This window comes from Bacillus sp. 166amftsu (assembly GCF_900107445.1).
In the GTDB taxonomy this organism is placed as follows: Bacteria; Bacillota; Bacilli; order Bacillales; family Bacillaceae_G; genus Bacillus_A; species Bacillus_A arachidis.
Map to the genome: position 1 here is coordinate 95,390 of NZ_FNQA01000009.1, position 26,917 is coordinate 122,306.

The 26,917-nt window shown below is 36.4% G+C and carries 26 protein-coding genes and 4 tRNA genes; 1 reads left to right on the forward strand and 29 read right to left on the reverse strand.

Translation table 11 applies throughout. From position 1 onward, the window contains the following. Positions 1–441: 441 nt before the first annotated feature. The 23 genes from rlmH to BLV40_RS19020 form a co-directional block, all read right to left on the reverse strand. Complete coding sequence (rlmH, locus tag BLV40_RS18910) at positions 442–921, reverse strand: 23S rRNA (pseudouridine(1915)-N(3))-methyltransferase RlmH (protein WP_090692810.1); 480 nt, start codon at positions 919–921, stop codon at positions 442–444. Between the two features lie 59 nt (positions 922–980). After that, on the reverse strand, positions 981–1,166 hold the full coding sequence (locus tag BLV40_RS18915) for a CxxH/CxxC protein (RefSeq protein ID WP_090692843.1): 186 nt from the start codon (positions 1,164–1,166) through the stop codon (positions 981–983). A gap of 54 nt (positions 1,167–1,220) precedes the next feature. After that, complete coding sequence (locus BLV40_RS18920; protein WP_090692814.1) at positions 1,221–2,405, reverse strand: S1C family serine protease; 1,185 nt, start codon at positions 2,403–2,405, stop codon at positions 1,221–1,223. 63 nt (positions 2,406–2,468) lie between these two features. Continuing rightward, positions 2,469–3,263, reverse strand: coding sequence for an MBL fold metallo-hydrolase (locus tag BLV40_RS18925; protein WP_026592147.1), 795 nt, complete (start codon positions 3,261–3,263; stop codon positions 2,469–2,471). Positions 3,264–3,269: 6 nt separating this feature from the next. Further along, positions 3,270–4,085, reverse strand: coding sequence for a two-component system regulatory protein YycI (locus BLV40_RS18930; protein WP_026592148.1), 816 nt, complete (start codon positions 4,083–4,085; stop codon positions 3,270–3,272). Next, positions 4,066–5,412, reverse strand: a complete 1,347-nt coding sequence (gene yycH / locus BLV40_RS18935) for a YycH family regulatory protein (protein WP_090692817.1) — start codon at positions 5,410–5,412, stop codon at positions 4,066–4,068. Before yycH ends, BLV40_RS18930 begins: the two co-directional genes overlap by 20 nt. Further along, on the reverse strand, positions 5,409–7,244 hold the full coding sequence (gene walK / locus BLV40_RS18940) for a cell wall metabolism sensor histidine kinase WalK (RefSeq protein ID WP_026592150.1): 1,836 nt from the start codon (positions 7,242–7,244) through the stop codon (positions 5,409–5,411). Before walK ends, yycH begins: the two co-directional genes overlap by 4 nt. Positions 7,245–7,247: 3 nt before the next feature. Continuing rightward, positions 7,248–7,955 (reverse strand): cell wall metabolism DNA-binding response regulator WalR, encoded by a 708-nt coding sequence (gene walR / locus BLV40_RS18945; protein WP_026592151.1) that lies wholly within the window; start codon positions 7,953–7,955, stop codon positions 7,248–7,250. 285 nt (positions 7,956–8,240) lie between these two features. Then, positions 8,241–8,313: transfer RNA gene (locus BLV40_RS18950), tRNA-Phe, on the reverse strand. 42 nt (positions 8,314–8,355) lie between these two features. Beyond that, positions 8,356–8,431 (reverse strand) — tRNA-Asp (locus BLV40_RS18955). 21 nt (positions 8,432–8,452) lie between these two features. Continuing rightward, positions 8,453–8,524 (reverse strand) — tRNA-Glu (locus BLV40_RS18960). Between the two features lie 13 nt (positions 8,525–8,537). After that, a tRNA-Lys gene (locus BLV40_RS18965) sits at positions 8,538–8,613 on the reverse strand. Positions 8,614–8,766: 153 nt separating this feature from the next. Beyond that, positions 8,767–10,056 (reverse strand): adenylosuccinate synthase, encoded by a 1,290-nt coding sequence (locus BLV40_RS18970; RefSeq protein WP_026592152.1) that lies wholly within the window; start codon positions 10,054–10,056, stop codon positions 8,767–8,769. A gap of 215 nt (positions 10,057–10,271) precedes the next feature. Further along, complete coding sequence (dnaB, locus tag BLV40_RS18975; RefSeq protein ID WP_026592153.1) at positions 10,272–11,633, reverse strand: replicative DNA helicase; 1,362 nt, start codon at positions 11,631–11,633, stop codon at positions 10,272–10,274. Between the two features lie 27 nt (positions 11,634–11,660). Further along, complete coding sequence (gene rplI, locus BLV40_RS18980) at positions 11,661–12,107, reverse strand: 50S ribosomal protein L9 (RefSeq protein ID WP_026592154.1); 447 nt, start codon at positions 12,105–12,107, stop codon at positions 11,661–11,663. Beyond that, a complete protein-coding gene (locus tag BLV40_RS18985; RefSeq protein ID WP_026592155.1) occupies positions 12,104–14,077 on the reverse strand; it encodes a DHH family phosphoesterase in 1,974 nt (657 codons plus the stop codon). The genes rplI and BLV40_RS18985 overlap by 4 nt, the downstream gene beginning before the upstream one ends. Positions 14,078–14,439: 362 nt before the next feature. Further along, positions 14,440–15,378: a YybS family protein gene (locus BLV40_RS18990; RefSeq protein WP_090692820.1), complete on the reverse strand. Its 939-nt coding sequence runs from the start codon at positions 15,376–15,378 to the stop codon at positions 14,440–14,442. 80 nt (positions 15,379–15,458) lie between these two features. Then, complete coding sequence (rpsR, locus tag BLV40_RS18995) at positions 15,459–15,692, reverse strand: 30S ribosomal protein S18 (RefSeq protein WP_000918874.1); 234 nt, start codon at positions 15,690–15,692, stop codon at positions 15,459–15,461. A gap of 45 nt (positions 15,693–15,737) precedes the next feature. Next, positions 15,738–16,241, reverse strand: coding sequence for a single-stranded DNA-binding protein (gene ssb, locus BLV40_RS19000; protein ID WP_026592157.1), 504 nt, complete (start codon positions 16,239–16,241; stop codon positions 15,738–15,740). A 27-nt stretch (positions 16,242–16,268) separates the two neighbouring features. Next, positions 16,269–16,559, reverse strand: a complete 291-nt coding sequence (gene rpsF, locus BLV40_RS19005) for a 30S ribosomal protein S6 (protein WP_026592158.1) — start codon at positions 16,557–16,559, stop codon at positions 16,269–16,271. 192 nt (positions 16,560–16,751) lie between these two features. Further along, the gene (gene ychF, locus BLV40_RS19010; protein ID WP_026592159.1) at positions 16,752–17,852 is read right to left on the reverse strand and encodes a redox-regulated ATPase YchF; all 1,101 of its coding nucleotides are present in this window, start codon (positions 17,850–17,852) and stop codon (positions 16,752–16,754) included. Between the two features lie 115 nt (positions 17,853–17,967). After that, on the reverse strand, positions 17,968–18,165 hold the full coding sequence (locus BLV40_RS19015; RefSeq protein ID WP_090692824.1) for a DUF951 domain-containing protein: 198 nt from the start codon (positions 18,163–18,165) through the stop codon (positions 17,968–17,970). A gap of 20 nt (positions 18,166–18,185) precedes the next feature. Beyond that, on the reverse strand, positions 18,186–19,043 hold the full coding sequence (locus BLV40_RS19020; RefSeq protein WP_026592160.1) for a mechanosensitive ion channel family protein: 858 nt from the start codon (positions 19,041–19,043) through the stop codon (positions 18,186–18,188). Between the two features lie 326 nt (positions 19,044–19,369). On the opposite strand from BLV40_RS19020, the gene yyaC reads away from it, so the two are divergent. Next, positions 19,370–19,966, forward strand: coding sequence for a spore protease YyaC (gene yyaC / locus BLV40_RS19025; protein ID WP_090692827.1), 597 nt, complete (start codon positions 19,370–19,372; stop codon positions 19,964–19,966). Between the two features lie 20 nt (positions 19,967–19,986). Here yyaC and BLV40_RS19030 read toward each other — a convergent pair whose 3' ends face one another. The 6 genes from BLV40_RS19030 to mnmE form a co-directional block, all read right to left on the reverse strand. Further along, entirely contained in the window at positions 19,987–20,838 is an 852-nt protein-coding gene (locus BLV40_RS19030) for a ParB/RepB/Spo0J family partition protein (protein WP_026592162.1), read from the reverse strand. Beyond that, positions 20,831–21,592 (reverse strand): sporulation initiation inhibitor protein Soj, encoded by a 762-nt coding sequence (gene soj, locus BLV40_RS19035; protein ID WP_026592163.1) that lies wholly within the window; start codon positions 21,590–21,592, stop codon positions 20,831–20,833. The genes BLV40_RS19030 and soj overlap by 8 nt, the downstream gene beginning before the upstream one ends. A 188-nt stretch (positions 21,593–21,780) precedes the next feature. Further along, on the reverse strand, positions 21,781–22,653 hold the full coding sequence (gene noc, locus BLV40_RS19040; RefSeq protein ID WP_026592164.1) for a nucleoid occlusion protein: 873 nt from the start codon (positions 22,651–22,653) through the stop codon (positions 21,781–21,783). A gap of 105 nt (positions 22,654–22,758) precedes the next feature. Then, positions 22,759–23,478 (reverse strand): 16S rRNA (guanine(527)-N(7))-methyltransferase RsmG, encoded by a 720-nt coding sequence (gene rsmG, locus BLV40_RS19045; RefSeq protein ID WP_026592165.1) that lies wholly within the window; start codon positions 23,476–23,478, stop codon positions 22,759–22,761. Positions 23,479–23,500: 22 nt separating this feature from the next. Then, the gene (mnmG, locus tag BLV40_RS19050; protein ID WP_090692830.1) at positions 23,501–25,390 is read right to left on the reverse strand and encodes a tRNA uridine-5-carboxymethylaminomethyl(34) synthesis enzyme MnmG; all 1,890 of its coding nucleotides are present in this window, start codon (positions 25,388–25,390) and stop codon (positions 23,501–23,503) included. Positions 25,391–25,436: 46 nt separating this feature from the next. Continuing rightward, positions 25,437–26,813 (reverse strand): tRNA uridine-5-carboxymethylaminomethyl(34) synthesis GTPase MnmE, encoded by a 1,377-nt coding sequence (gene mnmE / locus BLV40_RS19055; protein WP_026592167.1) that lies wholly within the window; start codon positions 26,811–26,813, stop codon positions 25,437–25,439. Positions 26,814–26,917: the final 104 nt, after the last annotated feature.

The window sequence follows — 26,917 nt, forward strand, 5'->3', positions numbered from 1 at the left end:
GGAGGTTTATGCGAGGGGCGTGACAGAGTCATCATAAGCCGCACAATATAATCCAACAGAAATATAAAAAGTATAGTCACAATGAAAGGTCATTCAACGAGATTGAGAATGTACTGTTCACTTACGAACATTCTTCGCTGGTATCACACGTAGATAAAACATTGGAATTTTTAAGGATTTATAAAGCAACCCAAATACTTTAAATAAACGATAGAAAACAATATATAGAACAAAAATTACAAGAACCTGCTATTAAAGAAGTTTTGTTTAATAAAGTTTTTGATACTCTTTCTGCTTTTTCAAAATTTCCACCTACACTGCCTGTAGAAAAACACAAATATTTCACACATACATTCGTATATCATTCTGACAAAATAGAAAAAAGAAGCACCGAAGATATTGTTTTATTCTTTGATACTTCTTCCTCAAATAACTATGTGCTTATTTATGATATGGTTCTCCACGATTAATCCGAAATGCCCGATACACTTGCTCTAAAAGTACCAATCTCATCAGCTGATGCGGCAATGTCATTTTCGAAAATGAAAGTGATTCATTAGAACGCTTCATCACTTCTGAACTAAGTCCAAGTGATCCCCCAATGACAAATGCTACTTTACTTTTTCCATATGTAGCAAGACGATCCAGATTCGCTGCAAATTCTTCTGATGACTTTTGTTTTCCTTCAATTGCTAATGCAATAACATGTGTATCATCTGAAATTTTATCTAGTATACGTATCCCTTCTTTTTCTTTTACAATTAACATTTCTGCTTCACTTAAGTTTTCTGGCGCTTTTTCATCCGGCAATTCAATAACTTCTACTTTTGCGTACGCAGAGAGTCGTTTTAGGTATTCTGCAATACCTTGTTTTAAATATTTTTCTTTTAATTTTCCGATTAAAATAATCGAGATATTCACACGTATTCCCCACCTTACAAACACGTTATCCACAAAACTTATCCACATATCCACACCCGTTACCCACATATTGTGTGAGAATCTGTGTTCGATACAACATATGTCGCCTTGTTTTGACAAAATTCACATGTTTTTTGATCTTTTCCTGAGTTATCCACACTGTTGATAACTGGCGCTACTTCACATTCATCCACAATGATATCTAACGCTAATTCTACATGTTCTAAACAACAAGGTAGCTTCATATTTTTCACCTCACTATTTCACAATAGAAAACAGGAGGACGCCCTCCTGTTTTCTTAATAGTTTTGACTGCCTAATTTAACCGTTGTTGTTGCTCGTTTTGTACCACGATAAAACGTCAGAGTCATCTTATCGTCAATCTTTTTATTATATAATACCGTTCGGAAACCGATAATATCATGTATTGTCTTTCCATCAACAGCCACAATTACATCATGTTCCCTGAGTCCTGCATTTGCACCAGGCGATGGGCTTTTCACATCCAAAATACAAACACCCTCCGTTACACTACTTGGTAAATGCAATGTTTCAGACCAGTAATAATTCGGAATTTCATTTAAAGATCTAAGTTCAACCCCAACATAAGGTCTCCTTACTTTCCCATGCTTTTCAAGCTCATTCATAACAGGAACTGCTCTTGTAACTGGGATGGCAAGTCCGATCCCTTCTACTTCTTTTGCTGCAATTTTCATCGAGTTGATTCCAATTAGTTGCCCTGCCGCATTTACAAGTGCACCACCACTATTCCCTGGGTTGATAGCTGCATCTGTTTGCAATACTTCTACTTGCCAATCATAATGCCCATCTTGATCTAAGTCTACAGGAACAATTCGCTCATTTGCAGAAATAATCCCTTGCGTTACTGTTCCAGAAAACTGTAATCCAAGTGGGTTTCCAATTGCAATTACTGCTTCTCCACGACGAACCGTATTAGAATCCCCTATTTCAATAACTTTCTTTACAGGTTTTGCATCTATCTCTAAAACCGCTAAATCTGTAACTACATCACTACCTAATACTTTACCAGGAACCTTTTTACCATCGCTTAAGCTCACTTCAATACGATTCGCCCCTGCGACAACATGATGATTTGTCACAATGTAAGCATGACCATTTGTTTTCTTATAAATTACACCTGATCCTGTCCCAGCTTCCGCATCTGCTTCTGAAAAATTATCACGTTGTATATTAATAACACCAACAACAGCTTCCGATGCACGATCAACAGCATCTACAAAACCAGAGTGGCTCACTGTTTGTGATTGCTTTCCTACCATGTTCCCTTCACTGGCCTCAGCTTGCTCTAAGGGACCGGTTTCAGATTCAGAAAATAAAGGGGCTCCAAATGCAAACAATGAAGCCCCTACAATTGTTCCCGCTATACTAGAAATAACGATACTTTTGCGCTTCTTTTTCCCTGTTCGTTTCATACGGAATTCTTCTTCATCAATAAAGGACATACTTGTTCACCAATCCTTCCGAAAACAACTATATTCTCCTTTATTGTTTACTAAAACCAAGAATTATACGTATTGAATTTTCGTTGGTGCCTTTGGATCTGTATCATGTATCTCAAATGCTTCTCCAACTGCGAAACCTTTTTCCTCTAACACCTGCGCAACAGACATACGTGCTAATTCTTTCATATTATTATCTAAACTCAAATGGGCTAAATAAATGTGTTTCGTTTCATCTGTGATAACATCCGTCATTGCAAGCGCGGCATCTTCATTAGAAACGTGACCCACATCGCTTAAAATGCGTCGTTTTATACTCCATGGATAACGTCCCATACGAAGCATTTCCACATCATGATTACTTTCAAACACAAATGCATTTGCTCCTTTAATGATACCTTTCATACGATCACTCACATAACCCGTATCTGTAATAAGAGCCAGTTTTCTACCATTATGATGAAATGCATAAAACATTGGCTCTGCAGCGTCATGAGAAACGCCAAATGATTCCACTTCAATATCTCCAAATGTTTTTACATCACCAATTGAGAAAACAAATTTTTGATCGGTTGGAATGTTACCAATTAAATGCTCCATAGCACTCCACGTTTTTTCATTTGCATACACAGGTAACTGATATTTACGTGCTAAAACGCCGAGACCTTTAATATGGTCACTATGCTCATGCGTGACAAGAATACCCGATATATCTTGTATGTCTAGTTCAGCTTGCCTAAATAAAGCTTCTGTCGCTTTTCCACTCAAGCCTGCGTCAATGAGCAATTTTTGTTTCTCGGTCCCTACATATAGCGCATTTCCTGTACTGCCGCTTGCAAGCACACTAAAATGCAAACTCATTTCTGCTCACTCCATTATTTTTTCATTTTCCTTTTCTTTCCCTAACTTAATAACTTGTCCTTCAATAGCATTCACAAAATAATCTACTTTTCGATCTGTTTTTAAATTCCATGTTGGAGCAAGCACTTGCATATTAGAAGCAGAAGATGTAACGAGAGTCGCATATCCAATCTGCGCTTCTTTAAAATGCGTATTTTGTTTTATTTCATTCTTAAAGAATAAATTTTCTAAAGCTGTTTGAGCTGTAATAATCTCTTGCTCTTTTGCTTTCTCATTCTCACCCATCTCTTTCAAATCAGTTAGCATTGTTTGTGTATATGAAACAAATTCACCTTTCTCATTTATATCCACAACAATCATCCCATGATCATTATAGAAAATAGGCTTATCTTTATACTTTTGAAAGAAATAGATTTTCGTTGCTTCTGCTTTACCAAACTCATATTTCTGACCATCTAATACATAGCTTTTCAAAAACTCACTATATTTATCTTTAGACAGTGTTTTTGCGTTTAACAATGGTTCCTTTAATTTACTTACAATTGTATTGGCATCTTGTAAAGTAACTGTTTGATTTTTTAAGGAACGTATATCCTCTTCTTTAAATTCCTTATTTTTCGCTGTAATAAAAGAATCTTTCTTTGGTTCTTTTGGCAAATCACCAACTGTAATGTTATCATCTTTTAATTGTTGATCTACCCTTGTTTCTGCCATTAAGTCTAATTGATTACTATCCTGCTTTGAAATGAATTGAAAAACGAGAAAGAGGTCTAAAATAAAAAAGGTAACAATAAATATTGTTTTAATCCGATTCCAGTCCAATTAGCTCTCCCTCCTTTTCTTCACTCCACTCAAGCACTTGATGATTTTCACCATAAACGACATACCAAATCGGCTTTAAGTTTCCATTTGCAACTTGTCCATTTGGCCCATTTGGTCCATTTTCTGTTACTAATTTATAACCAATTCCTATATCTTGAATTAACTTTTTATCTAGATTCGATTTTTTTTGTAATGATTCTATAACAGTCCATCCAGATGGAAGTACCGTCTTTTTATCCTCACCCTTATCGATTAACAAATTAAATAATGGTCGCTTATAGCTAATTAATTCTTCCGATCCCCATACTTGTGTTAATGTAGTCATTCCTTCGCTATTAAATACGGGTAAATCTTCTTCATATAAACGGAACTTTGTTTTCCCCTTGGAATTTAGATAATCAAATCTATATGCATCTGTTAAGCCGCTATGACTATTAACAAATTCGAAACTTTTTTGCATAAGGAGATTTCCATACATGCGCGCACCGCTAGCCACAGATGGATTCGTATACGTTAGCATTCGGTTCTGCTTATTCACTTGCATAAGGCGAATACCATCTGTATAAGTTTCCTCTAATTCATTAGACATAGGGGTTACATAACGCGGATCACTAAATAGTGCATTTTTGAATGATTCTACTCCCATGTCTGTCGCAAAATACATTAAATCTTGCATTTCTGTTGAACCATCTGGTAAGAATATTCTTTTCGTATCACTTATGTCATACGCAAAATATGGTCTTGCCAAAGCTAAAAATTGATTTTGTGCATTTATAACGTCTCTTAGATTCACACCTGTTAATGTCATTTTATACACTTTATGATTGTTATAAGAAACAAAATTCACATCAATATTTTGATCACCACTTTTAGAAGGATCAACAATAATACGATCAAAATTAAACATATCTAATTTCTTATCTTTAATTGTTAATACGCCCCTAATCGCATCAAACGGAACTTCTGTTGGAAAGACAATTTCAATTTTGCCTTCCTCGTGCACATAAGAGAGGAAATCACCTTTAGGGATAGAGTTCGTAATATCCTTAAAATCGTGCAATTCCCCTCTCTCGATAATTGTATATAACAAGTCGATATTATCTTTCTTTTCACTTACAAAATGCTTCTTATCCTTATGAACAATTATAGAAGATGGCACAATTACATTTGAAACATCTTGTTTTAATGCATCTGCATTTCCTTGGACAAACTTTGTGCTTTGCATCGAATTAGAATCAGGTACATACGTCCATAAATTAAAAGTAAGAAACAGACTAATGACAACTAAGTTAATAAGGACAATAGTTTTAAAGTTTTCCATATTCATTCCCAATCGTCCTCTTCTTCCTTCGCCATTGGAAGTGTGAAGTAAATCGTTGTCCCTTTTCCTTCCTCACTTTTTGCCCAAATAGATCCACCATGCGCCTCAATCATTTCCTTAGCAATAGCTAAACCTAAGCCTGTTCCACCCATCTGTCTTGAACGAGCCTTATCTACACGATAAAAACGTTCGAAAATCTTCTCTACATTTTCTTTTGGAATACCCATTCCTTGGTCACTTACACTAATTTCTAACATATCCTCTCGATCACGCAGGCGATACGTTACTGTTCCACCTTCAGGAGAATATTTTAAAGCATTCGAAATAATGTTATATAAAACTTGTGTAATTTTATCAGCATCCATATCAATAAATCTAGATTTCTTAGAGAATGAACGTTTAAAGATTACATTTTGTTCTTTTGACATTTCAAAACGATCAATAACATTATTAAAGAAATCCGTAAAGTCTACCCACTCTTTCATTAAACGATGTTCTGTACTATCTAACTTTGATAATTGCAACAAGGCATTCACAAGTCGAATCATTCTTTCTGTTTCTTCTTGTGTAACTGTTAAAAATTGCGGTGCAATATTCGGATCTTGCCATGCACCATCACTAAGTGCCTCTAAATAGCTCCGCATCGTTGTTAATGGTGTCCGCAGTTCATGTGATACATTCGCCACAAACTCACGGCGCTCACGGTCAATACGCTCTTGTTCGGTCACATCATATAATACAGCGATTAAACCATTTGGTTTACCCGTCTCCTTTTGAATAACGGAAAAACTAGCTCGCAAGATGTATGGTTCATTTCGTGTACTAAAATCTAATAAAACAGAATCTGGCTCTTCATATAGATGATCGAGCGTAAATTCCTCTTGAATACCTAATACGTCTAAAACTGACTGATCTAACGCCGTCTCACGCGAAACATTTAGCATCTTCTCTGCAGGGTCATTTAGTAAGATAATATCCCCTTTTCGATCAGTAGCAATTACACCATCTGTCATATGAGATAAAACGGACGAAAGTTTACGTCTCTCACTTTCAGTTGAAGAACGTGCTTGTTGTAATTTTTTAGATAAATTATTAAATGCTAATGCTAATTGACCAATTTCATCATGACTATTTACCTTTACTTTACGGGAATAATTTCCCTTCGCCATTTCAATTGCTTGTCTTCGCATATCTGAAATTGGTCGTGTAATTGTTTGGGCTAATAAAATACCTAGAACCGCTGTTACTAATAAAGCAATCACTGTCCCAGTCGCAAAAATTTGATTGATATCCTTCATCTGTTTATAGACATCTTCCATCGAAGCAACGATATGAATGACACCAATTATTTTCCCCTTATCGTTTTCAATTGGGGTAGCCATAACTTGAACACGATGGCCCGTATTTCCATCTTTCTCAATCTTACCTTCAGCCTTTTTTTGTACAATAGCCCTTTGCACTGTTATGTCTGTTATTGTTTTACCTACCATACCTTGCTTAGATTGATTAGATATTGCTAATAGACGCCTATTTGGATCAATAACACGTACTTCTTGGATATCTTTTTTACGGTCTGCAGTAAATTCAGTGATTGATGTTTTAAGCGCCTCTTCTAAAGTTGGATCTGTTTTTTCACGCTCTTTTGCAAACTCTTGCTTCAAATTATAAGACAGTAAGTTGGTTTGCTGCGTTAATGAATCCTTAAAACTTTGTACGAGACTTTTCTCCAGTTCACGAACAAAATATACACCAATAACCTGCATTGCTATCAAAATTAATAGCATATATATGAGCACAAACTTTAAATGAATCGATTGAAAAAAACCAACTTTCTTCATATACTATTCCTGCTCTGGATCACGCAAGTAATACCCTACTCCACGTCTTGTTACAATTAAAGTTGGATGACTTGGGTTATCTTCGATTTTTTCACGTAAACGACGTACTGTTACATCTACTGTACGTACATCTCCAAAATAATCGTATCCCCAAACTGTTTGTAATAAATGTTCACGTGTCATAACTTGTCCTAAATGCTTCGCCAAATAGTGAAGTAATTCAAATTCACGATGCGTAAGTTCGATGCTTTCATCTCTTTTTGTTACGCTGTACGCATTTGGATTAATTATAATTGGTCCAATAACCATTTCTGTATTTTCTTCTTTTTCGGCTGAGCCACCTTGTTGATGTCGACGCAAGTTTGCTTTTACACGTGCCAATAATTCACGTGTACTAAATGGTTTTGTTACATAATCATCTGCACCAAGCTCTAATCCCAACACTTTATCGATTTCAGAGTCTTTTGCAGTTAACATAATAATTGGCATTTCAGAACTTTTTCGTATTTCACGACAAACTTCTAATCCATCTTTCCCCGGTAACATAATATCCAGTAAAACCATATCTGGTTGTTCTTCGTTTGCCTTTTCAATAGCTTCGTCACCATCATGTGCCATGACAATTTCAAAACCTTCTTTTTCTAAATTGAATTTTAAAATATCCGCAATTGGTTTCTCATCATCAACGACTAAGATTTTCTTTCCCATCATTGTGTAGTTCCTCCTAATAAAAATATGGTCATTCATCCTCAAACATGCACAATTCTTTACATAGTATATATCTATACAACTTTATCCCTTGTTTGAGTATTTTATCCTCTATTCTCCTAGAATCATGTATGGTTCCCTTACATATGGAACGCTGTATAATCTATAGAAAAACCTCTAGCTTCAACTGCTAGAGGCTTCTCATTCTATTGTAAAATAACTACTCTCATTTGTAAAATTGAACAATATAAAAAGGATATTAAGTGGGTCCACTTAATATCCTGAGAGTGGCTCGGGACGGAATCGAACCGCCGACACGAGGATTTTCAGTCCTCTGCTCTACCGACTGAGCTACCGAGCCAAAACATATATATAAAACCACTAATGGTGGTATAAACAAAAGTGGCGGTCCCGACCGGGGTCGAACCGGCGATCTCCTGCGTGACAGGCAGGCATGTTAACCACTACACCACGGGACCACAAAACATATATATATAACATGACCCGTACGGGATTCGAACCCGTGTTACCGCCGTGAAAGGGCGGTGTCTTAACCACTTGACCAACGGGCCACGAAAAATAAAATGGTGAGCCATGAAGGACTCGAACCTTCGACCCTCTGATTAAAAGTCAGATGCTCTACCAACTGAGCTAATGGCTCATACTCACCAACGTCATATTTTCGTGACGACAAGAGTTATCTTACCATAAGAACTTTTATGTTTGCAATACTTTTTTATATTTTTTTTACAAAAGATAAGAAAAAACTCATGTAAGCATGAGTTTTTTCTTAAATAAATCCATTTTATCCTAATTAACCACCGTATACGTTACGAACGATGTTTGTTTGATTACGATCTGGACCAACTGAGAACATAGATAATTGAATTCCTGTTAATTCAGAAACACGCTCTACATATTTTCTTGCATTTTCAGGAAGCTCATCTAATGATCTTACACCAGTAATATCTTCCGTCCAACCTGGAAGCTCTTCGTAAACAGGCTCACATTTTGCTAAAATGTTTAAGTTTGCTGGAACTTCATCTAAAACTTCTCCGTTGTATTTGTAAGCAACACAGATTTTAACAGTTGGAATACCCGTTAATACATCGATAGAGTTTAATGATAAATCCGTTAAACCACTAACACGACGTGCATGTCTTACAACAACACTATCAAACCAACCTACGCGGCGTGGACGACCTGTTGTTGTACCATATTCACGACCAACTTCACGAATTTGATGACCAATTTCATCATGAAGTTCAGTAGGGAATGGACCGTCACCAACACGGCTTGTATATGCTTTACACACACCTACTACACGATTAACTTTTGAAGGACCAACACCAGATCCGATTGTCACACCACCAGCAACTGGGTTAGAAGATGTAACGAATGGGTACGTACCATGGTCAATATCAAGCATAACACCTTGTGCACCTTCAAATAATACGCGACGGTTGTCATCTAATGCATCATTTAATACGACAGATGTATCGCATACATATTGTGCGATTTGTTGTCCATATTCGAAGTACTCCTCAAAGATTTCTTCTACACTGAAACCTTCTGTATCGTACATTTTTTCAAATAAACGATTTTTCTCTGCTAAACTGCGTTCAAGCTTTTCTTTAAATGCTTCACGATCTAATAAATCAGCCATACGGATACCAATACGAGCAGCTTTATCCATATATGCAGGACCGATACCTTTTTTCGTAGTACCGATTTTGTTATCGCCTTTACTCTCTTCTTCTAACTCATCTTGTTTTAAGTGATAAGGTAAGATAACGTGTGCACGGTTACTAATACGTAAGTTATCAGTGCTTACACCACGATCGTGTAAGTATTTTAACTCTACAAGTAATGCTTTCGGATCTACTACCATACCGTTTCCGATTACACAAATTTTTTCTTTATAGAAAATACCAGATGGAATTAAGTGTAATTTATATTTAACTCCGCCAAAAACAATTGTATGCCCAGCGTTATTTCCACCTTGATATCTTGCAACTACTTCCGCATGCTCAGAAAGAAAATCAGTAATTTTACCTTTTCCTTCATCGCCCCACTGTGTTCCTACAACTACTACTGAAGACATTATTAAAGCACCTCCGCAATTTTCAAACGAACTTTTCAAACAATATAATTGTACCAAAATGAAAAAAGAAGTCAATTTAAAAACGAACATTTTTTTACCTTTTATCGGTTTCGTTCGTAAGAATTCTTTATTCACACGATAAAAGCCCTATCTTATATAAAAAAAAAAAGAAACACATCTTATTATAAGAAATGCGTTTCTTTTTTATACTTCTACTATGCCGGTGGCGCATGTCCATCATCGAAACGTCGCTCTAAGTTTACGAATTTGTTAAATTCCTTCACGAATGCAAGCTCTACAGATCCTACCGGACCATTACGTTGCTTGGCAATAATAATTTCAATCGTGTTTTTATTTTCCGTTTCACGATCATAGTAATCCTCACGATACAAGAAGGCCACAATATCGGCATCCTGCTCAATACTTCCTGATTCACGAATATCAGACATCATCGGACGTTTATCTTGACGAGATTCAACACCACGAGAAAGCTGAGATAAGGCAATAACAGGAACTTGTAGCTCACGCGCAATTCCTTTTAATGTACGGGAAATTTCAGACACTTCCTGCTGACGGTTTTCACCAGATTTCCCACTACCTTGAATAAGCTGTAAGTAATCGATTAAAATCATTCCAAGTCCCTGTTCTTGCTTTAATCTGCGGCATTTCGCACGAATTTCACTAACTCGAATTCCTGGCGTATCATCAATATATATCCCTGCATTCGAAAGACTTCCCATTGCCATTGTCAACTTTGCCCAATCATCCGAAGTTAACGAGCCAGTACGAAGTCTTTGCGCATCAATATTTCCTTCTGCACAAAGCATACGCATAACAAGTTGATCAGCACCCATCTCTAAACTAAAAATTGCTACATTTTCATCTGTTTTAGTTGCCACATTCTGTGCGATATTCAGTGAAAATGCCGTTTTTCCCACCGAAGGGCGGGCTGCCACAATGATTAAATCGTTACGCTGAAATCCTGCTGTCATCTTATCTAATTCAGTAAACCCAGTTGGTATCCCTGTAACTTCACCTTTTTGATTATGCAAAAGTTCAATTTTATCATAAGCATCTACAAGAACATCCTTAATATTTTGGAATGCTTTTGCATTTGTTTGATGTGATACTTCTAATATTTTTTTCTCTGCTTCATTTAGCAAGCCCTCTACATCATCTTCACGTTCATAACCATCTGATACAATGTGAGTTGCTGTTCGGATCAAACGACGCAAAAGTGCTTTTTCTGCAATAATACGTGCATAATACTCTACGTTAGCAGCTGTCGGAACAGCCTCTGCTAATTCAGCTAAATAGGAAACACCACCAACCTCTTCTAGCAAACCTTGGTCAGCAAGTGCTGCTGTTGCAGTAACTAAATCAATTGGTTCTCCTTTATCAGATAGTTCAAGCATAACTCCAAAAATCTTTTGGTGTGCTGTCCGATAAAAAGATTCAGATAGCAGCAGTTCTGAAGCCGACGTTAACGCATCTTGATCGAGGAAAATCGCCCCTAAAACCGCTTGCTCGGCCTCTATATTATGCGGAGGGGTACGATCAGCAAGCACGTCACTCATACGCAATCCTCCTTGCCTAACTTATTTTTATTGTTCACGAACATGAACTTTTACTGTTGCTGTTACTTGTGGATGTAATTTCACAGTTACATTTGTATATCCTAATGCACGAATTGCATCATCCATTTCGAACTTGCGTTTATCAAGTTTAATATTGTGTGCCTTTTGCAACGCATCTACAATTTGTTTACTTGTAATAGAACCAAACAAACGGCCACCTTCGCCTGATTTTGCTTTTAATTCTACTGTTAATTTTTCTAAAGTTTCTTTTTGTTTTTTCGCGTTTTCAAGCTCAGCTGCTGCATCTTTTTCTTCTTTACGCTTTTGCGCCTCTAATGTTTTCATGCTACTATTTGTTGCTTCTGCAGCTAATCCTTGTTTTAATAAGAAGTTATTTGCATAACCGTCTGGTACGTTTTTTACTTCTCCTTTTTTACCTTTACCTTTTACGTCTTTTAGAAAAATTACTTTCATGATTGTGTGCCTCCCTGTAAATAATCATCAATAACACTTTGAAGTTTTTCTTCAGCTTCATCGACCTTTATATTTTGCATTTGTGTAGCAGCATTTGTTAAATGTCCACCACCACCTAGGTTTTCCATAATTAGTTGCACATTCACTTCACCTAAAGAACGCCCACTAATTCCAATGAAGGTTTCCCCACGTTTCGCAATGACAAAAGAAGCAATTACTCCTGTCATTGTTAGCAAAGTATCGGCTGATTGTGCGATTAATATTTGATCATAATATTCATCGCCTTCTGCTTTTGCAATTGCAATTCCATTTTTATAAATGTAAGCATTTTGAATCGTTTTTGCAACTCGTAAATACTGCTGCATGTCTTCTTTTAATAATTCTTGTACAAGAACTGTATCCGCTCCGTGCGAACGTAGATAAGAAGCTGCATCAAATGTACGGGCACCTGTCCGGAATGTAAAGCTTTTCGTATCCACTATAATCCCTGCAAGTAATGCTGTTGCTTCTAACATCGTCATTTTCAAACGTTTTGGCTGATATTCAAGAAGCTCAGTTACAAGCTCAGCTGTCGAAGACGCATATGGCTCCATGTACACAAGAAGAGGACCCTCAATAAATTCTTCACCACGGCGATGATGGTCGATTACAACTACGTTTTCAATCTTATGCAAAAGTTTTTCCTCCATCACCATTGAAGGTTTGTGAGTGTCAACAACAACAAGTAATGAATCATCCGTTGCAAATTCCATAGCCTGCTGTGGCGTAATAAAATGAGACCATAATTCCTCATTTTGCTTCACTTTATCCATTAAGCGTTTAATACCTTTATCAGAATCATTCTCGTCTAATACAATGTATCCTTCACGCTCATTTAACTGTGCTACTTTTAAAATTCCGATGGCTGCTCCAATCGCATCCATATCAGGAGCCCGATGACCCATTATAATAACATTACTGCTCTCTAACACTAAATCTTTTAACGCATGCGAGATAACTCTCGCACGTACACGTGTGCGTTTTTCAACCGGATTTGTTTTACCACCGTAAAATTTCACTTTTCCTGTTGCCTGTTTAATCACAACTTGATCTCCACCTCGTCCTAAAGCAAGATCTAAGCCAGATTGAGCCATAGCCCCAAGCTCTGATAAAGATAAGTCGCCCGATCCCACACCAACACTTAGTGTAAGTGAAATATTTCGTTTTGATGTTTCCTCACGTACTTGATCTAAAATATCAAACTTTCCTTTCTCCATTTGTGCCAAAATACTTTCATTTAACACAACGAAGAAGCGCTCCGAAGAAGCTCGTTTTAAATATGCGCCGTATTTGAGAGCCCACTCATTTAGGCGTGATGTCACCAAGCTCGTGATGTTCGTACGTAATTGATCATCCAATCCTTGTGTAACTTCATCATAGTTGTCTAAATAAATAATTGCGAGAACTGTACGTTGATCCTCGTACATTTTTTCAATTTCCGTTTGCTCTGTTACATCAAAGAAGTAAATTAACTTTTCTTCTTTTCTTACAAACACACGAAACTTACGTTTATTTAAAGATACAATATCATCAGCTGTTTCTCCTTTAATAAAGAGAAGTAACGTTTCTGACACATCATACAAATGCCATCCTGCTAAAGAGTGTTGCCCCAAACAAGAAGACAAATAAGGATTTGCCCAATCAATTCCATAATCCTTATTGTATAACAAAATACCAATTGGCATTTGATTAAACGCTTCATTGCTCACTTTCTTTACTCTTGTAATCATTTCTGTTGTGTACTTTTCGAAACTCCTCTGAAAGGCCAACTCAAATCGAATTACCAAAAAGAGAACAATACAAAAAATAAAAAAAGCGGCCATTCCCATTATCCAGTGAAAATAACCTAGAATGGTAATAAGCACAAACATAAAAAATGCCAATACATAAACAGGATATAAAAACCGCTGGCTCTTATAAAATTCAGGCATGTACCCAACTCCTATAAAGTAAAACTAACACAAATAGGAAATTATTCAATTTCCATCAGTAGCTAGTTGAACAAATTAAACGCCCTAAGTTAAACTTCCACTAAAAGCTTACGTCACATAATAAACTTTATATAAATACAAATTGAAAAACCGATATAAAACCTTACTTTTTAGGTATGAGAAAGCCTCCAACTATGCATAGAAACGGTCAGATTCTCTTCCCACCCATGCCAAGTGAAAACAGCGTGAGAAAATCAGTGCGGGTCTCCTTTCATTTCATTGCAGTGATTTATATGCAAAAAAACGAAAAGCACGATTGGTAATGAGAGTTTCACCGAGCTGGTTTCATTTCTCGTTCTCGCTTATTTTGATTGTATTTTAAAACGTAACGAAAAGCCTAAATCAATTATACCTAAGATTGTGACTAGAGGAAACAACATTGGAATAATCATACATACGATAAAGCTGAGAATAGGAATAGCTTTTGCATAACCTTTTGCATGCGCGAAGAAGGCTATAAATGAAAAACCTTGGAATAAAAGTAGCAATGAAAAGATGGCATATAGATTAGAAAATGCCATATATACATATGAATCTGATTCAACCTTCATAAATGTTGAAAGTAAAATGAATACAACATAATACCAAACAATGCTTTTTGGCAATTGCATATCCTTAAACTTAGGCCACGGTGCTACAGTATACTTCAATCTCTTTAAAACATTACCTGCTATTAATACTGTAATCCAAGAATATATTAAAGAAACCATTACAAACAAACTTGGCAAAAGAATTCGTAGCATATCACTGAATTGCCCTAACAAATCTTTTTGCTCTTGGCTAATTGGCGCACCCGCTGCCTTCATTATTTCTTCACTTTGTTCCATTCCTTGTTTGAACATATCTTGCATTTCCTTAAGAAAATCTATGTTAAAAAATTGTATACTCGCTACATAGACTAGTACAAAATTAAGCAAATATACAAGCGTCCCTACCAATAATATCTCCGCTGGCTCTTTTTTCTTCTTATACATATATCCTAAAGAGATGCCTATTATGCCTGACATAAATGTATTCACAAGACTAAGTGGTGAACTAACAATAATAGTAATAAGAATTGCCGCCCCAAGAAGCATGCATGTATTAGAAAACGGGTATCTTACCATAAACAATAAAAAAGGTAATGGCAGTGCAAATATTGCAACCATACTTATAACGGGTACATACAAGAACGTTAAAAGTAAAACTGCATATACAGCTAACAAAACTGCCCCTTCTGTAATAAGCCTTGTACGTTTCATCTTTTACCTCCTCTTTCTAAAAAGAAAAGCATAGCAAAATGCACAGTAGAGTCCGACTCTACTGTGCATTTCATACGCTATTATTCACCAACATATGGTAAAAGTGCCATTTGACGAGCACGTTTAATTGCAACTGTAAGTTTGCGTTGGTATTTTGCGCTTGTTCCTGTTACACGACGAGGTAAAATTTTACCACGCTCAGAAACGAAACGTTTTAATAAATCAACATCTTTATAGTCAATGCGAGTAATACCGTTAGATGTGAAGAAACACACCTTACGACGTTTCGCACGTCCACCTTTGCGTCCTGCCATGTCTATTTCCCTCCATTCTTTGTTAAAAATAACCGATTCATACCATTAAAATGGTAAATCGTCGTCCGAAATATCAATCGGTTGACCTACATTTGAAAATGGATCGTCATTCTTCGTAAATCCAGAGTTACCTGAATTACTAGATTGACCAAATGGGTTAGAGCCTTGGTTACCGTAACCAGCTCCTGATGGTTGCTGATTGAATGAACCACGTTGCTCCCCGCCGCTATTACGCGGCTCTAAAAATTGTACGCTCTCCGCAAGAACCTCTGTTACATATACACGTTTACCATCTTGTCCCTCATAATTACGAGTTTGAAGACGTCCATCTACGCCTGCTAAGCTACCTTTTTTCAAATAATTCGCCACGTTTTCTGCTTGTTTACGCCATATTACACAATTAATAAAGTCAGCTTCACGCTCACCTTGTTGATTCGCAAATGCGCGATTTACAGCTAACGTGAAAGTAGCTACCGCAACACCATTGGGCGTGTAACGTAAGTCAGGGTCCTTAGTTAAACGACCAACGAGGATAACACGATTCATCAATCGAACCACTCTCCCTATATATCTTAATTATTTTTCTTCTTCTTTAACAACGATGTGACGAAGGATATCTTCGTTGATCTTAGCTAAACGATCGAATTCTTTAACAGCTTCTGCGTTAGAATTTACGTTTAAGATCATGTAGAAACCGTCACGTAAGTCGTTGATTTCGTAAGCTAAACGACGCTTACCCCACTCTTTCGTGTTAATGATTTCTGCACCATTGTTAGTTAAAACGCCTGCAAAGCGCTCAACTAAAGCTTTTTGAGCTTCTTCCTCCATGTTTGGACGGATGATGTACATGATTTCGTACTTTTTCATTACACTTTCACCTCCTTTTGGTCTAAACGGCCCATAATGGGCAAGGAGCAATTAATTATATAGTAATTACTCACGAGTTTAGATTATATCATAGTAAGTTAGATGAATCAACTCACCAATAAATAAAAAACTTGGCAAACATATGATATGTTCACCAAGTTTATATCCCTATTTTTCCTAGGAAATATAGAATTACACGTTAAAGCGGAAGTGCATAACATCTCCATCTTTTACGATATACTCTTTTCCTTCTAAACGTACTTTTCCAGCTTCCTTAGCCGCTGTCATAGAGCCGTTCTCCATTAAATCAGCATAAGAAACTGTTTCAGCACGAATAAATCCACGTTCAAAGTCTGTATGAATAACACCAGCACATTGAGGTGCCTTCATACCTTTTTTGAATGTCCACGCACGCACTTCTTGTACACCAGCTGTGAAATAAGTAGCTAATCCTAATAAATCGTATGCGGCACGAATTAACTGGTCTAAGCCTGATTCTTCAATACCTAACTCCTCGAGGAATACCTTTTTCTCTTCCTCGTCTAGCTCAGCAATTTCCGATTCAATTTTCGCACAAACAACGATTACTTGTGAATTTTCATTCGCTGCAAATTCTTTTACCATCTGCACATATTTATTCTCAGATGGATCCATAATATCATCTTCACTCACGTTCGCTACATATAACATTTCTTTCGTTGTAAGCAAATGAAGACCTTTAACAATTTTCATTTGTTCTTCTGTAAATTCAACAGTACGAGCTGGTTTTCCCTCTTCAAACGCCTCTTTTAAACGAACTAAAATTTCATGTTCATATACGGCTTCTTTATCCTTTTGTCTTGCTAATTTTGCTACACGTTCAATACGCTTATCAACAGATTCTAAATCAGCTAAGATTAACTCTAAGTTAATCGTTTCAATATCATCAATTGGATCTACTTTTCCTGAAACGTGTGTAATATTTTCATCCTCAAAACAACGAACAACTTGGCAAATCGCATCTACTTGACGGATATGAGATAAAAATTTATTTCCTAGTCCTTCACCTTTACTTGCGCCTTTTACGATACCTGCGATATCAGTAAATTCAAATACAGTTGGAACAGTTTTCTTAGGTTCTACTAGTTCCGTTAGTTTATTTAAGCGATCATCCGGTACCTCTACAATCCCTACGTTCGGATCAATTGTACAAAACGGATAGTTTGCAGATTCTGCTCCCGCTTGTGTAATTGCATTAAATAATGTTGATTTCCCTACGTTAGGTAAACCAACAATCCCAGCCGTTAATCCCATATTTTTCACTCCTATGTCTCAATCTTCCATCATTATAGATAGTAACGAATAAAATGACAAGTTCCCTAAAAGCCAAAAAAAGTAACAGCCGCTTAAAGCAACTGTTACTTCTTCTCTATTCTTCGTGCTTTACAAGAATTTTTTTCACCTTACGATCAAACTCTCTTCGAGGAATCATTACCGAATGGCCACACCCCTCGCACTTAATGCGGATATCCATTCCCATACGAATAATTTTCCAACGATTTGCACCACACGGATGGGCCTTCTTCATTTCCACAACATCGTACAAGTTATATCGCTTTTGTTCCACCCTCTAAACTCCCCTCGTCATTAATTTGCTTTTTGATTAACCATCTCTTTACGATTATATAAAACCATATGTGGATATGGAATCTCAATGCCGTGTAAATCAAGACGATTTTTAATTTCTTTACGAAGCGCTCTAGCAGTAGGTGCATGCTGCATCGGTTCCACTTCAGCAATTACACGGAGCACAACGTCAGATGCACCAAGTGTTTGAATACCTAATAATTGAGGTGTTGCTACCATTTGCTCATATTTTTCTGGTAATTCTTCTAGTAACTCTTCAATTATCTGCTCTGCACGCACGATATCACTATCATAGGAAATCGATACATCAACAAATGCAACACTATTACTAATGGAAAAGTTTGTTACCTGTATAATGCTCCCATTAGGAAGAATATGGATTTCCCCTGTCCAACTTTTCATCTTCGTTGTACGTAATCCAATTTCTAAAACGACACCTTCAAATTGGCCGATACGAACATAATCACCAACTGAAAATTGATCTTCTAACAAAATAAATAATCCTGTAATAACATCTTTCACTAAACTTTGAGCACCAAAACCGATTGCTAAACCAATGACCCCAGCACCGGCCAATAAACCTGCTGCATTAATCCCAAATACCCCTAAAATCGCAATTAACATAATAAATATAACAACGTATGCTACAATATTTTCAAGTAATTTAGCTACAGTAACTGTACGACGCTCCGAAATTTGAATCGGTGAGCGGCTTCCCATATGAAATGCCTTTCGAACAATCGCTCTAGCAAGACGAACAACTATTGCACCAAGTACTAAAATAATTATTATTTTTAGTGCGCCCATTCCTATATGAGCCCAATTTATAGCATGAAACCATTTCTCTAATAAATCCATATACCTCTACCTCTCCAGCAAAAATTTCTGTTTCTATCCCCTTTATTGTATCAGAAGTTTTCCCTATTTCTGAAAAAAATTTATTATCTTATTTGTGCTTGTTTACTTCTATCCAGGTATAAAATAGTAGTGATATATATATACTAGTACTATTATTTCCGATTTTATAAACGGCTTACAAAAATAAAGAACTTATAATTTTCCATATTAATTTTTATTGAATTCCTGAGAATTAACCTCCCAATTACTAAAGCTTTATAAAATAAATTCTAAAGCCAAAAACTTTTACAACGAATTATAAAATTTATCAAAAGGATGGATGCTTCATGAATATCGGAAGTTTTCGCTTACCTTTTTTTGAAAAAAAATCGCAAAATGTCATGCATCATGATTTAGAAGCTTGTACAATAATCAGTGATTTTCTTCTCTCACACATACCTACTCATGAAAATACACCCCTCAGCATAATTTGCATTGGAACAGATCGCTCAACCGGTGACGCACTTGGCCCATTAGTCGGATCTAAACTAGAACAAATGAACATTCAAAACTTCCACGTATTCGGCACACTTGACGAACCTATTCACGCCCTAAATCTCGAAGATAATATTCAGAATATACAAAATTCTATACCAGATTCTTTTATTATTGCAATCGATGCTTGTCTTGGAAAATCCCAAAACATCGGTTCCATAACTGTTGGTGAAGGACCTAGTAAACCTGGTGCAGCGATGAATAAAAAGTTACCAGCAATCGGTGAGCTACACATACATGGTATCGTAAATTTAAACGGTTTTATGGAATTTTTTGTCTTACAGAATACGAGATTAAATCTAGTTATGAAAATGGCAGGCGTTATTGCCCAGAGCATAAAGGAAACAGACCAAAAATTATCCGTATTGAAAAAAGCAAACCATCTATAAACAAAAAGATGGTTTGCTTTTCAGTTTTCCCTAGATAATAATTCTAAAATACGATTTAAATCTTCTTTATTGAAAAATTCTATTTCGATTTTCCCTTTTTCTTTCTTTGTTTCTTTAATTTTCACACCCGTTCCGAATTTTTCCCTTAATAGCGTTTCACGTTCTTCGAAAAATATATTTCGTTCGCGTTTCACTTTCTTTGTTTCACGTGAAACGCGCTGGTGCATCTGTTGAACAATTTGCTCTAGCTGTCTAACATTCAATCCTTCCTTTTCAATGCGCTTCAACAATGACTTTAGTTTTTCCTCGTCTTTTATTGTAAGTAATGTCCGTCCATGTGCCATCGATAGATTTCCATCGGCAATCATTTCTTGAACAAATGAAGGGAGTGTAAGCAACCGAACATAATTAGCGATATATGGTCTACTTTTTCCGAGACGTTTTGCTAATTGCTCCTGAGTCACATTCAACTCATCCATTAGCATTTGATATGCCACAGCCTCTTCCATTGGATTTAAATCTTCACGTTGTAAATTTTCTAACAAAGCAAATTCCATCATTTGCTGTTCATTTAATTCTCGAACAACAGCTGGAACTTTTTCAAGATGTGCCTCTTTTGCAGCTCGGTACCTTCGTTCACCAGCAACAATTTCGTATCCTTTAATACTTTTCCTTACGATCAAAGGTTGTAAAATGCCATGTTCTTTAATGGATGCTGCCAATTCTTGAATTGCTTCTTTTTGAAAGTTTTTACGCGGTTGATAGGGGTTGGGTCTTAATTCATTTAATGTAATTTCTTGAATTTTCTCTTCCTCTTTCACATCTAAATCTGGAAAGAACGCATTAATCCCTCTTCCTAATCCTTTAACCACCAGCAATCACTTCCTCTGCTAAATCTATATACACTTCTGCACCCCTCGATTTAGCATCATACTGCATAATTGGTTTCCCATGACTTGGCGCTTCACTCAAACGAACATTACGTGGAATAATAGAACGATATACTTTATCTCGGAAATATTTCTTCACTTCATCTATAACCTGAATTCCTAAGTTTGTACGTGCATCTAACATCGTTAATAGTACACCTTGAATTGCTAAATTTTTATTTAAATGCTTTTGTACAAGACGAACTGTATTCAGTAATTGACTCAATCCTTCCAATGCATAGTATTCACATTGAACTGGAATAATAACGGAATCTGCTGCTGTTAATGCATTAATTGTTAATAAGCCCAAAGATGGGGGGCAATCAATGATAATATAATCATATTCATTACGAATTGGCTGCAAAGCCCTTTGTAAACGAACTTCCCGGGAAATGGTTGGTACCAGTTCAATTTCAGCACCTGCCAATTGAATTGTAGCAGGTAGAACATCTAAGTTTTCAGTTGCGGTTTTTTGTATAACCTCTTGAACTTCTGCATCTTCTACAAGAACATTATAAATGCATTGATCTAACTCCGATTTTTCAATTCCTACACCTGTCGTTGCGTTTCCCTGAGCATCAATGTCAATAAGTAATACTTTTTTTCCTACCTGTGCTAATCCAGCACCTAAGTTAACAGACGTTGTTGTTTTTCCTACGCCGCCTTTTTGGTTAGCAATTGCAATGATTTTTCCCATGATGTCACCTACTTTCAACCTTTCTGTCTTATTCTAAAAATAATTATGTTTATTGTAACATGAAATAAAAACTTTTCTTTTGCATCCTTATTAAACTTCAAAATTTATTCTAAAACTCCTTCTTCATTTAAGAAGAAAAATATAGGAAAAGAGACCCCAAAAAAAGTGAGATCTCTATTACATATAAATTATTTCTTTTTAGGAATCTTAATTGTAATTTGATAGTACTCATCAAATTCTTCTTCTTCAGAATTCACATTAAGTCCACTGTTTGCAACCATTTGTAATGATTGTCTAATTGTATTCATCGCAATTCGCATATCACGACTTACCGCTTTCTGTTTTGCCTTACGCTTTGGTTTTACTTCTTCCAGTAGTTTAGCAATACGTTCCTCAGTTTGTTTTACATTCAACTGTTTTTCTATAATTTCTTGTAAAACTTTCAACTGTAATTCTTTATTTTTTAAAGGAATGAGAGCACGGGCATGTCGTTCTGTAATACTTTTTTCTAGCAATGCTTGTTTAATTTCTTCAGGCAACTTTAATAATCGCAACTTATTTGCGATTGTTGATTGTCCTTTTCCGAGCCTTTGTGCTAATGCTTCTTGTGTTAAATTATGTAACTCAATTAACTTTTGGTAAGCGATAGCCTCTTCAATTGCTGTTAGCTCTTCACGTTGCAAGTTCTCAATTAGAGCAACAGAAGCTGTTTCAGTATCATTTAAGTTTTTTATAATTGCCGGAACCTTTTCCCAGCCTAATTTCGTTGCAGCACGAAAACGTCTTTCCCCGGCAATAATTTCATACTTACCTTCTTCATATTGCCTTACAACAATTGGTTGGATAAGTCCATGTGTACGAATGGTCAAAGCAAGTTCATCAATACGTGCATCATCAAAAACTGTGCGAGGTTGATAACGATTTGGGACGATATTTGCTATCAGAATTTCTTGTATTTCTTCATGTATCTTTTTATTTATTTCTTCATGGCTTTCTTCCTGTAATTCGAATTCGCTCTCTTTATCTCCAAAGCCAAATAAACGAGAAAACGTATTTTTCATACATATTCCACCACCTTTGGGCCTATTGAATGTCCTACACAGAAATGTTTCATAGGAAACATTTACGTTTTCATTTATATAATTTAATCTTACGTCTAATAAGATTTATTTTTCAATAGGTAATTTATTGGGTGTCCCTGGCTTACGAGGATATTTCTTTGGTGTTTTGCGCTTTTTCATAATTGATAAAATGTTACGTTCACTTTCTTCGAATGGTAATTGGAAAGTAGAGATCTCTTTTAGTTCACCACCAAGCACCTCTAAAGCATACTTACCGTTTTCAATTTCTTCATTGGCAGCCGCGCCTTTCATTGCGATAAATGTCCCACCTACTTTTACAAGCGGCAAGCACAACTCACTCAGTACAGAAAGACGCGCTACAGCACGGGCCATTACGATATCAAATGATTCACGAACACCCTCTTTTTTCCCGAATGTTTCGGCACGATCGTGGCAGAACGCCACATCACTTAACTCTAATTTTTGAGCTAAATGATTTAAAAAATTGATACGTTTTTGCAATGAATCTACAATTGTTATTTTTAAATGCGGGAAACAAATCTTCAATGGAATACTTGGAAATCCAGCACCTGCACCGACATCACAAATGGAGAATGATTTTGAAAAATCAAAATAAAAAGCAGCTGTAATCGAGTCAAAAAAGTGTTTTAAATACACTTCCTCTTTCTCTGTAATAGCTGTTAAATTCATTTTCTCATTCCATTCCACTAATGTTTCAAAGTAGATTTCAAATTGCTCTAATTGCCTAGGAGAAAGAGTAATCCCTCTTTCTCCTAGCATAGATTGAAATTTTTCTATGTTCATCTTGCCATATCTCCTTACTTATTTATTGGTTCGATACTCGCGCAATTTTTCCTTGTTCGATATACACAAGTAAAATGGAAATATCAGCTGGATTTACTCCGGAAATACGGGATGCTTGCCCCATAGACAGAGGACGAACATCTTTTAATTTTTGTCTCGCTTCAGAAGCGATTCCAGAAATCGCATCGTAATCAATGTCGACAGGAATCTTCTTGCTCTCCATTTTTTTCATACGTTCTACTTGTTGTAAGGATTTTTCAATATATCCCTCATACTTAATTTGAATTTCTACCTGTTCAGCGATTTCATCGTGTATTTCCACTTCACTTGGTGCAAGAATACGAATATGTTCATACGTCATTTCCGGACGACGTAGTAAATCACTTGCACGTATTCCATCTTTTAATTCACTTCCTCCAACACTGCGAATTAATTCCTGCACTTCAGGACGCGGTTTAATAATAATGCTTTCTAAACGTGACTTTTCTTGATCAATCTGTCCTTTTTTCGCGCTAAAACGCTCATAGCGCTCTTCTGGAATTAAGCCAATTTCATGACCAATCTCCGTTAAACGTAGATCTGCATTATCATGACGCAATAATAAACGATATTCAGCTCGGGATGTTAAAAGACGATACGGTTCATTTGTCCCTTTCGTCACAAGATCATCAATTAAAACACCAATATAAGCATCAGAACGACCTAAAATAACCTCTTTTTTCCCTAAAGAACGACATGCAGCGTTAATTCCGGCCATAATTCCTTGTCCTGCTGCTTCTTCATAGCCAGACGTACCGTTAATTTGCCCCGCTGTATATAAACTTTTAATCTTTTTCGTCTCAAGTGTCGGCCACAACTGTGTCGGTACAATTGCATCATATTCAATGGCATAACCTGTACGCATCATTTCAACATTCTCTAAACCAGGAATTGTTTTAAGCATTTCACGTTGTACGTCCTCTGGTAAGCTTGTTGACAAACCTTGTACATATACTTCCTGTGTATTACGTCCTTCTGGTTCTAAGAAAATTTGGTGACGTGGTTTATCATTGAAACGGACCACTTTATCTTCAATTGAAGGACAGTAACGAGGACCCGTTCCTTTAATCATACCAGAATACATAGCTGAACGATGTAAATTTCGGTCGATTAAACGATGTGTCTCTTCACTCGTATATGTTAACCAGCATGGAATTTGATCCATAATAAATTTTGTTGTTTCAAAAGAGAAAGCGCGAGGTTTATCATCACCTGGTTGAATTTCTGTTTTGCTATAATCAATCGTATTACTATTTACACGAGGAGGCGTACCTGTTTTAAATCGCACAAGTTCAAGGCCAAGCTCCTCTAAATGCTCAGATAATGTGATGGACGGTTGTTGATTATTTGGACCACTTGAATATTTTAAATCACCCATGATAATCTCACCGCGTAAAAATGTACCCGTTGTAATTACAACTGTTTTCGCTGTGTATTCAGCACCTGATTGTGTAATTACACCTTTACATACACCATCCTCAACAATTAGACGTTCTACCATTCCTTGACATAATGTTAAATTTGGTGTTTCCTCAATCGTTTTCTTTAATTCGTGTTGATATGAAAATTTATCTGCTTGTGCACGAAGAGCGCGTACAGCCGGGCCTTTTCCTGTATTCAACATACGCATTTGGATGTGTGTTTTATCAATATTACGTCCCATCTCGCCGCCTAAAGCATCAATTTCACGGACAACAATCCCTTTTGCTGGTCCACCAACAGAAGGGTTACAAGGCATAAAAGCTACCATGTCTAAATTAATTGTTAACATTAATGTTTTTGAGCCCATACGTGCTGCTGCAAGACCAGCTTCGCATCCTGCATGACCTGCACCGATTACTATGACATCGTAAGAACCGGCATTGTATCCCATTGTTTATTCCTCCTAAGATTATCTATCCTTCTAAAACACTTATATGTTATTTTCCTAAACAAAATTGAGAGAACAATTGGTCGATTAAGCTTTCATGAACTGTATCTCCAGTAATTTCACCAAGTATTTCCCATGTTCTTGTTAGATCAATTTGAACCATATCAATTGGAACACCATTTTCTATTGCCTCAATAGCATCCCCAATTGTTTTTTCTGCTTGTGTCAATAAACCAATATGTCTTGCATTAGAAACATACGTCATATCTGCTGACTCAATTGTTCCTTCAAAGAATAGGTCTGCTATAGCTTGTTCTAGCTCATCTATACCTTTTTCCTCAATTAGCGATGTTGTAATCATGCGATTTGTGCCTGCTAATTCTATAACACGTTCCATATCAATTTGCTTTGGTAAGTCTGTTTTATTTACAATAACAATAAAATCTTTTCCTTGCACAGCACGGAATAATTCTTCATCTTCAGTCGTTAATGCTTCACTATAATTTACTACAATTAGGACTAAATCAGCCTGCCCCATCATTTCTTTTGAACGTTCTACACCAATTCGTTCAACAATATCTTCTGTTTCACGAATTCCCGCTGTATCTATGAGTTTAAGTGGAACCCCACGTACATTGACATACTCTTCAATGACATCACGAGTTGTTCCTGCAATATCAGTTACAATCGCCTTTTTCTCTTGAACAAGACTGTTTAATAATGAAGACTTTCCAACGTTCGGTCTCCCAATAATCGCCGTTGCAATTCCTTCTCGCAAAATTTTCCCTTGCTTAGACGTTTCCAATATTTTTTTAATTTCACCGCGAACATGTGTAGCTTTTTCAATTAAAATATTGTGCGTCATTTCTTCTACATCATCGTATTCGGGATAATCTATATTCACTTCTACATGAGCCAATGTTTCTAAAATTTCTTGACGAAGGCGTCCAATTAATTTGGATAATCGCCCTTCCATTTGATTAATTGCTACATTCATCGCTCGATCTGTCTTCGCACGAATCAAATCCATTACAGCTTCCGCTTGCGATAAGTCAATACGTCCATTTAAAAATGCACGCTTTGTAAATTCACCTGGCTCTGCCAAACGTACTCCTTGAGCCAAAATAAGTTGTAATACTTTATTTACGGAAACAAGGCCACCGTGACAATTGATTTCTACAATATTTTCACGCGTAAATGTCTTTGGCGCTCGCATAATTGATACCATTACTTCTTCAATTACCTGATTTTTATCTAAGTCTACAATATGACCGTAATGAATTGTATGAGAAGAAACCTTCGTTAAATCTTTCCCTTTAAAAATGCGATTGACCTTTTCAATCGCATCTTCTCCACTTACTCGAACAATGGCAATTGCCCCTTCTCCAAGTGCCGTGGAAATTGCAGCAATTGTATCAAAATCCATGTCCTTTCACCTCGCTTGCTTATTTCTCTCTATTCCAACATTATTTTTTCCTTCACTAAACTATTAGGATACCATAACGAACCTATCTACAAAAGAATAATAAC

Coding starts and splice junctions, on each gene's coding strand:
- BLV40_RS18990 (WP_090692820.1), bottom strand. CDS start 15,378: ATGAAACGTACAAGGCTTATTACAGAAGGGGCAGTTTTGTTAGCTGTA.
- walK (WP_026592150.1), bottom strand. CDS start 7,244: ATGAAGAAAGTTGGTTTTTTTCAATCGATTCATTTAAAGTTTGTGCTC.
- dnaB (WP_026592153.1), bottom strand. CDS start 11,633: ATGAGTGACGTGCTTGCTGATCGTACCCCTCCGCATAATATAGAGGCC.
- rpsF (WP_026592158.1), bottom strand. CDS start 16,559: ATGAAAAAGTACGAAATCATGTACATCATCCGTCCAAACATGGAGGAA.
- walR (WP_026592151.1), bottom strand. CDS start 7,955: ATGATGGGAAAGAAAATCTTAGTCGTTGATGATGAGAAACCAATTGCG.
- yycH (WP_090692817.1), bottom strand. CDS start 5,412: ATGAATATGGAAAACTTTAAAACTATTGTCCTTATTAACTTAGTTGTC.
- noc (WP_026592164.1), bottom strand. CDS start 22,653: ATGAAAAATACGTTTTCTCGTTTATTTGGCTTTGGAGATAAAGAGAGC.
- mnmG (WP_090692830.1), bottom strand. CDS start 25,390: ATGGGATACAATGCCGGTTCTTACGATGTCATAGTAATCGGTGCAGGT.
- BLV40_RS18920 (WP_090692814.1), bottom strand. CDS start 2,405: ATGTCCTTTATTGATGAAGAAGAATTCCGTATGAAACGAACAGGGAAA.
- rpsR (WP_000918874.1), bottom strand. CDS start 15,692: ATGGCAGGACGCAAAGGTGGACGTGCGAAACGTCGTAAGGTGTGTTTC.
- yyaC (WP_090692827.1), top strand. CDS start 19,370: ATGAATATCGGAAGTTTTCGCTTACCTTTTTTTGAAAAAAAATCGCAA.
- BLV40_RS19020 (WP_026592160.1), bottom strand. CDS start 19,043: ATGGATTTATTAGAGAAATGGTTTCATGCTATAAATTGGGCTCATATA.
- rsmG (WP_026592165.1), bottom strand. CDS start 23,478: ATGAACATAGAAAAATTTCAATCTATGCTAGGAGAAAGAGGGATTACT.
- BLV40_RS18985 (WP_026592155.1), bottom strand. CDS start 14,077: ATGCCTGAATTTTATAAGAGCCAGCGGTTTTTATATCCTGTTTATGTA.
- BLV40_RS18925 (WP_026592147.1), bottom strand. CDS start 3,263: ATGAGTTTGCATTTTAGTGTGCTTGCAAGCGGCAGTACAGGAAATGCG.
- mnmE (WP_026592167.1), bottom strand. CDS start 26,813: ATGGATTTTGATACAATTGCTGCAATTTCCACGGCACTTGGAGAAGGG.
- soj (WP_026592163.1), bottom strand. CDS start 21,592: ATGGGAAAAATCATTGCAATTGCTAACCAAAAAGGCGGCGTAGGAAAA.
- BLV40_RS18915 (WP_090692843.1), bottom strand. CDS start 1,166: ATGAAGCTACCTTGTTGTTTAGAACATGTAGAATTAGCGTTAGATATC.
- BLV40_RS18970 (WP_026592152.1), bottom strand. CDS start 10,056: ATGTCTTCAGTAGTAGTTGTAGGAACACAGTGGGGCGATGAAGGAAAA.
- rplI (WP_026592154.1), bottom strand. CDS start 12,107: ATGAAAGTAATTTTTCTAAAAGACGTAAAAGGTAAAGGTAAAAAAGGA.
- ychF (WP_026592159.1), bottom strand. CDS start 17,852: ATGGGATTAACGGCTGGGATTGTTGGTTTACCTAACGTAGGGAAATCA.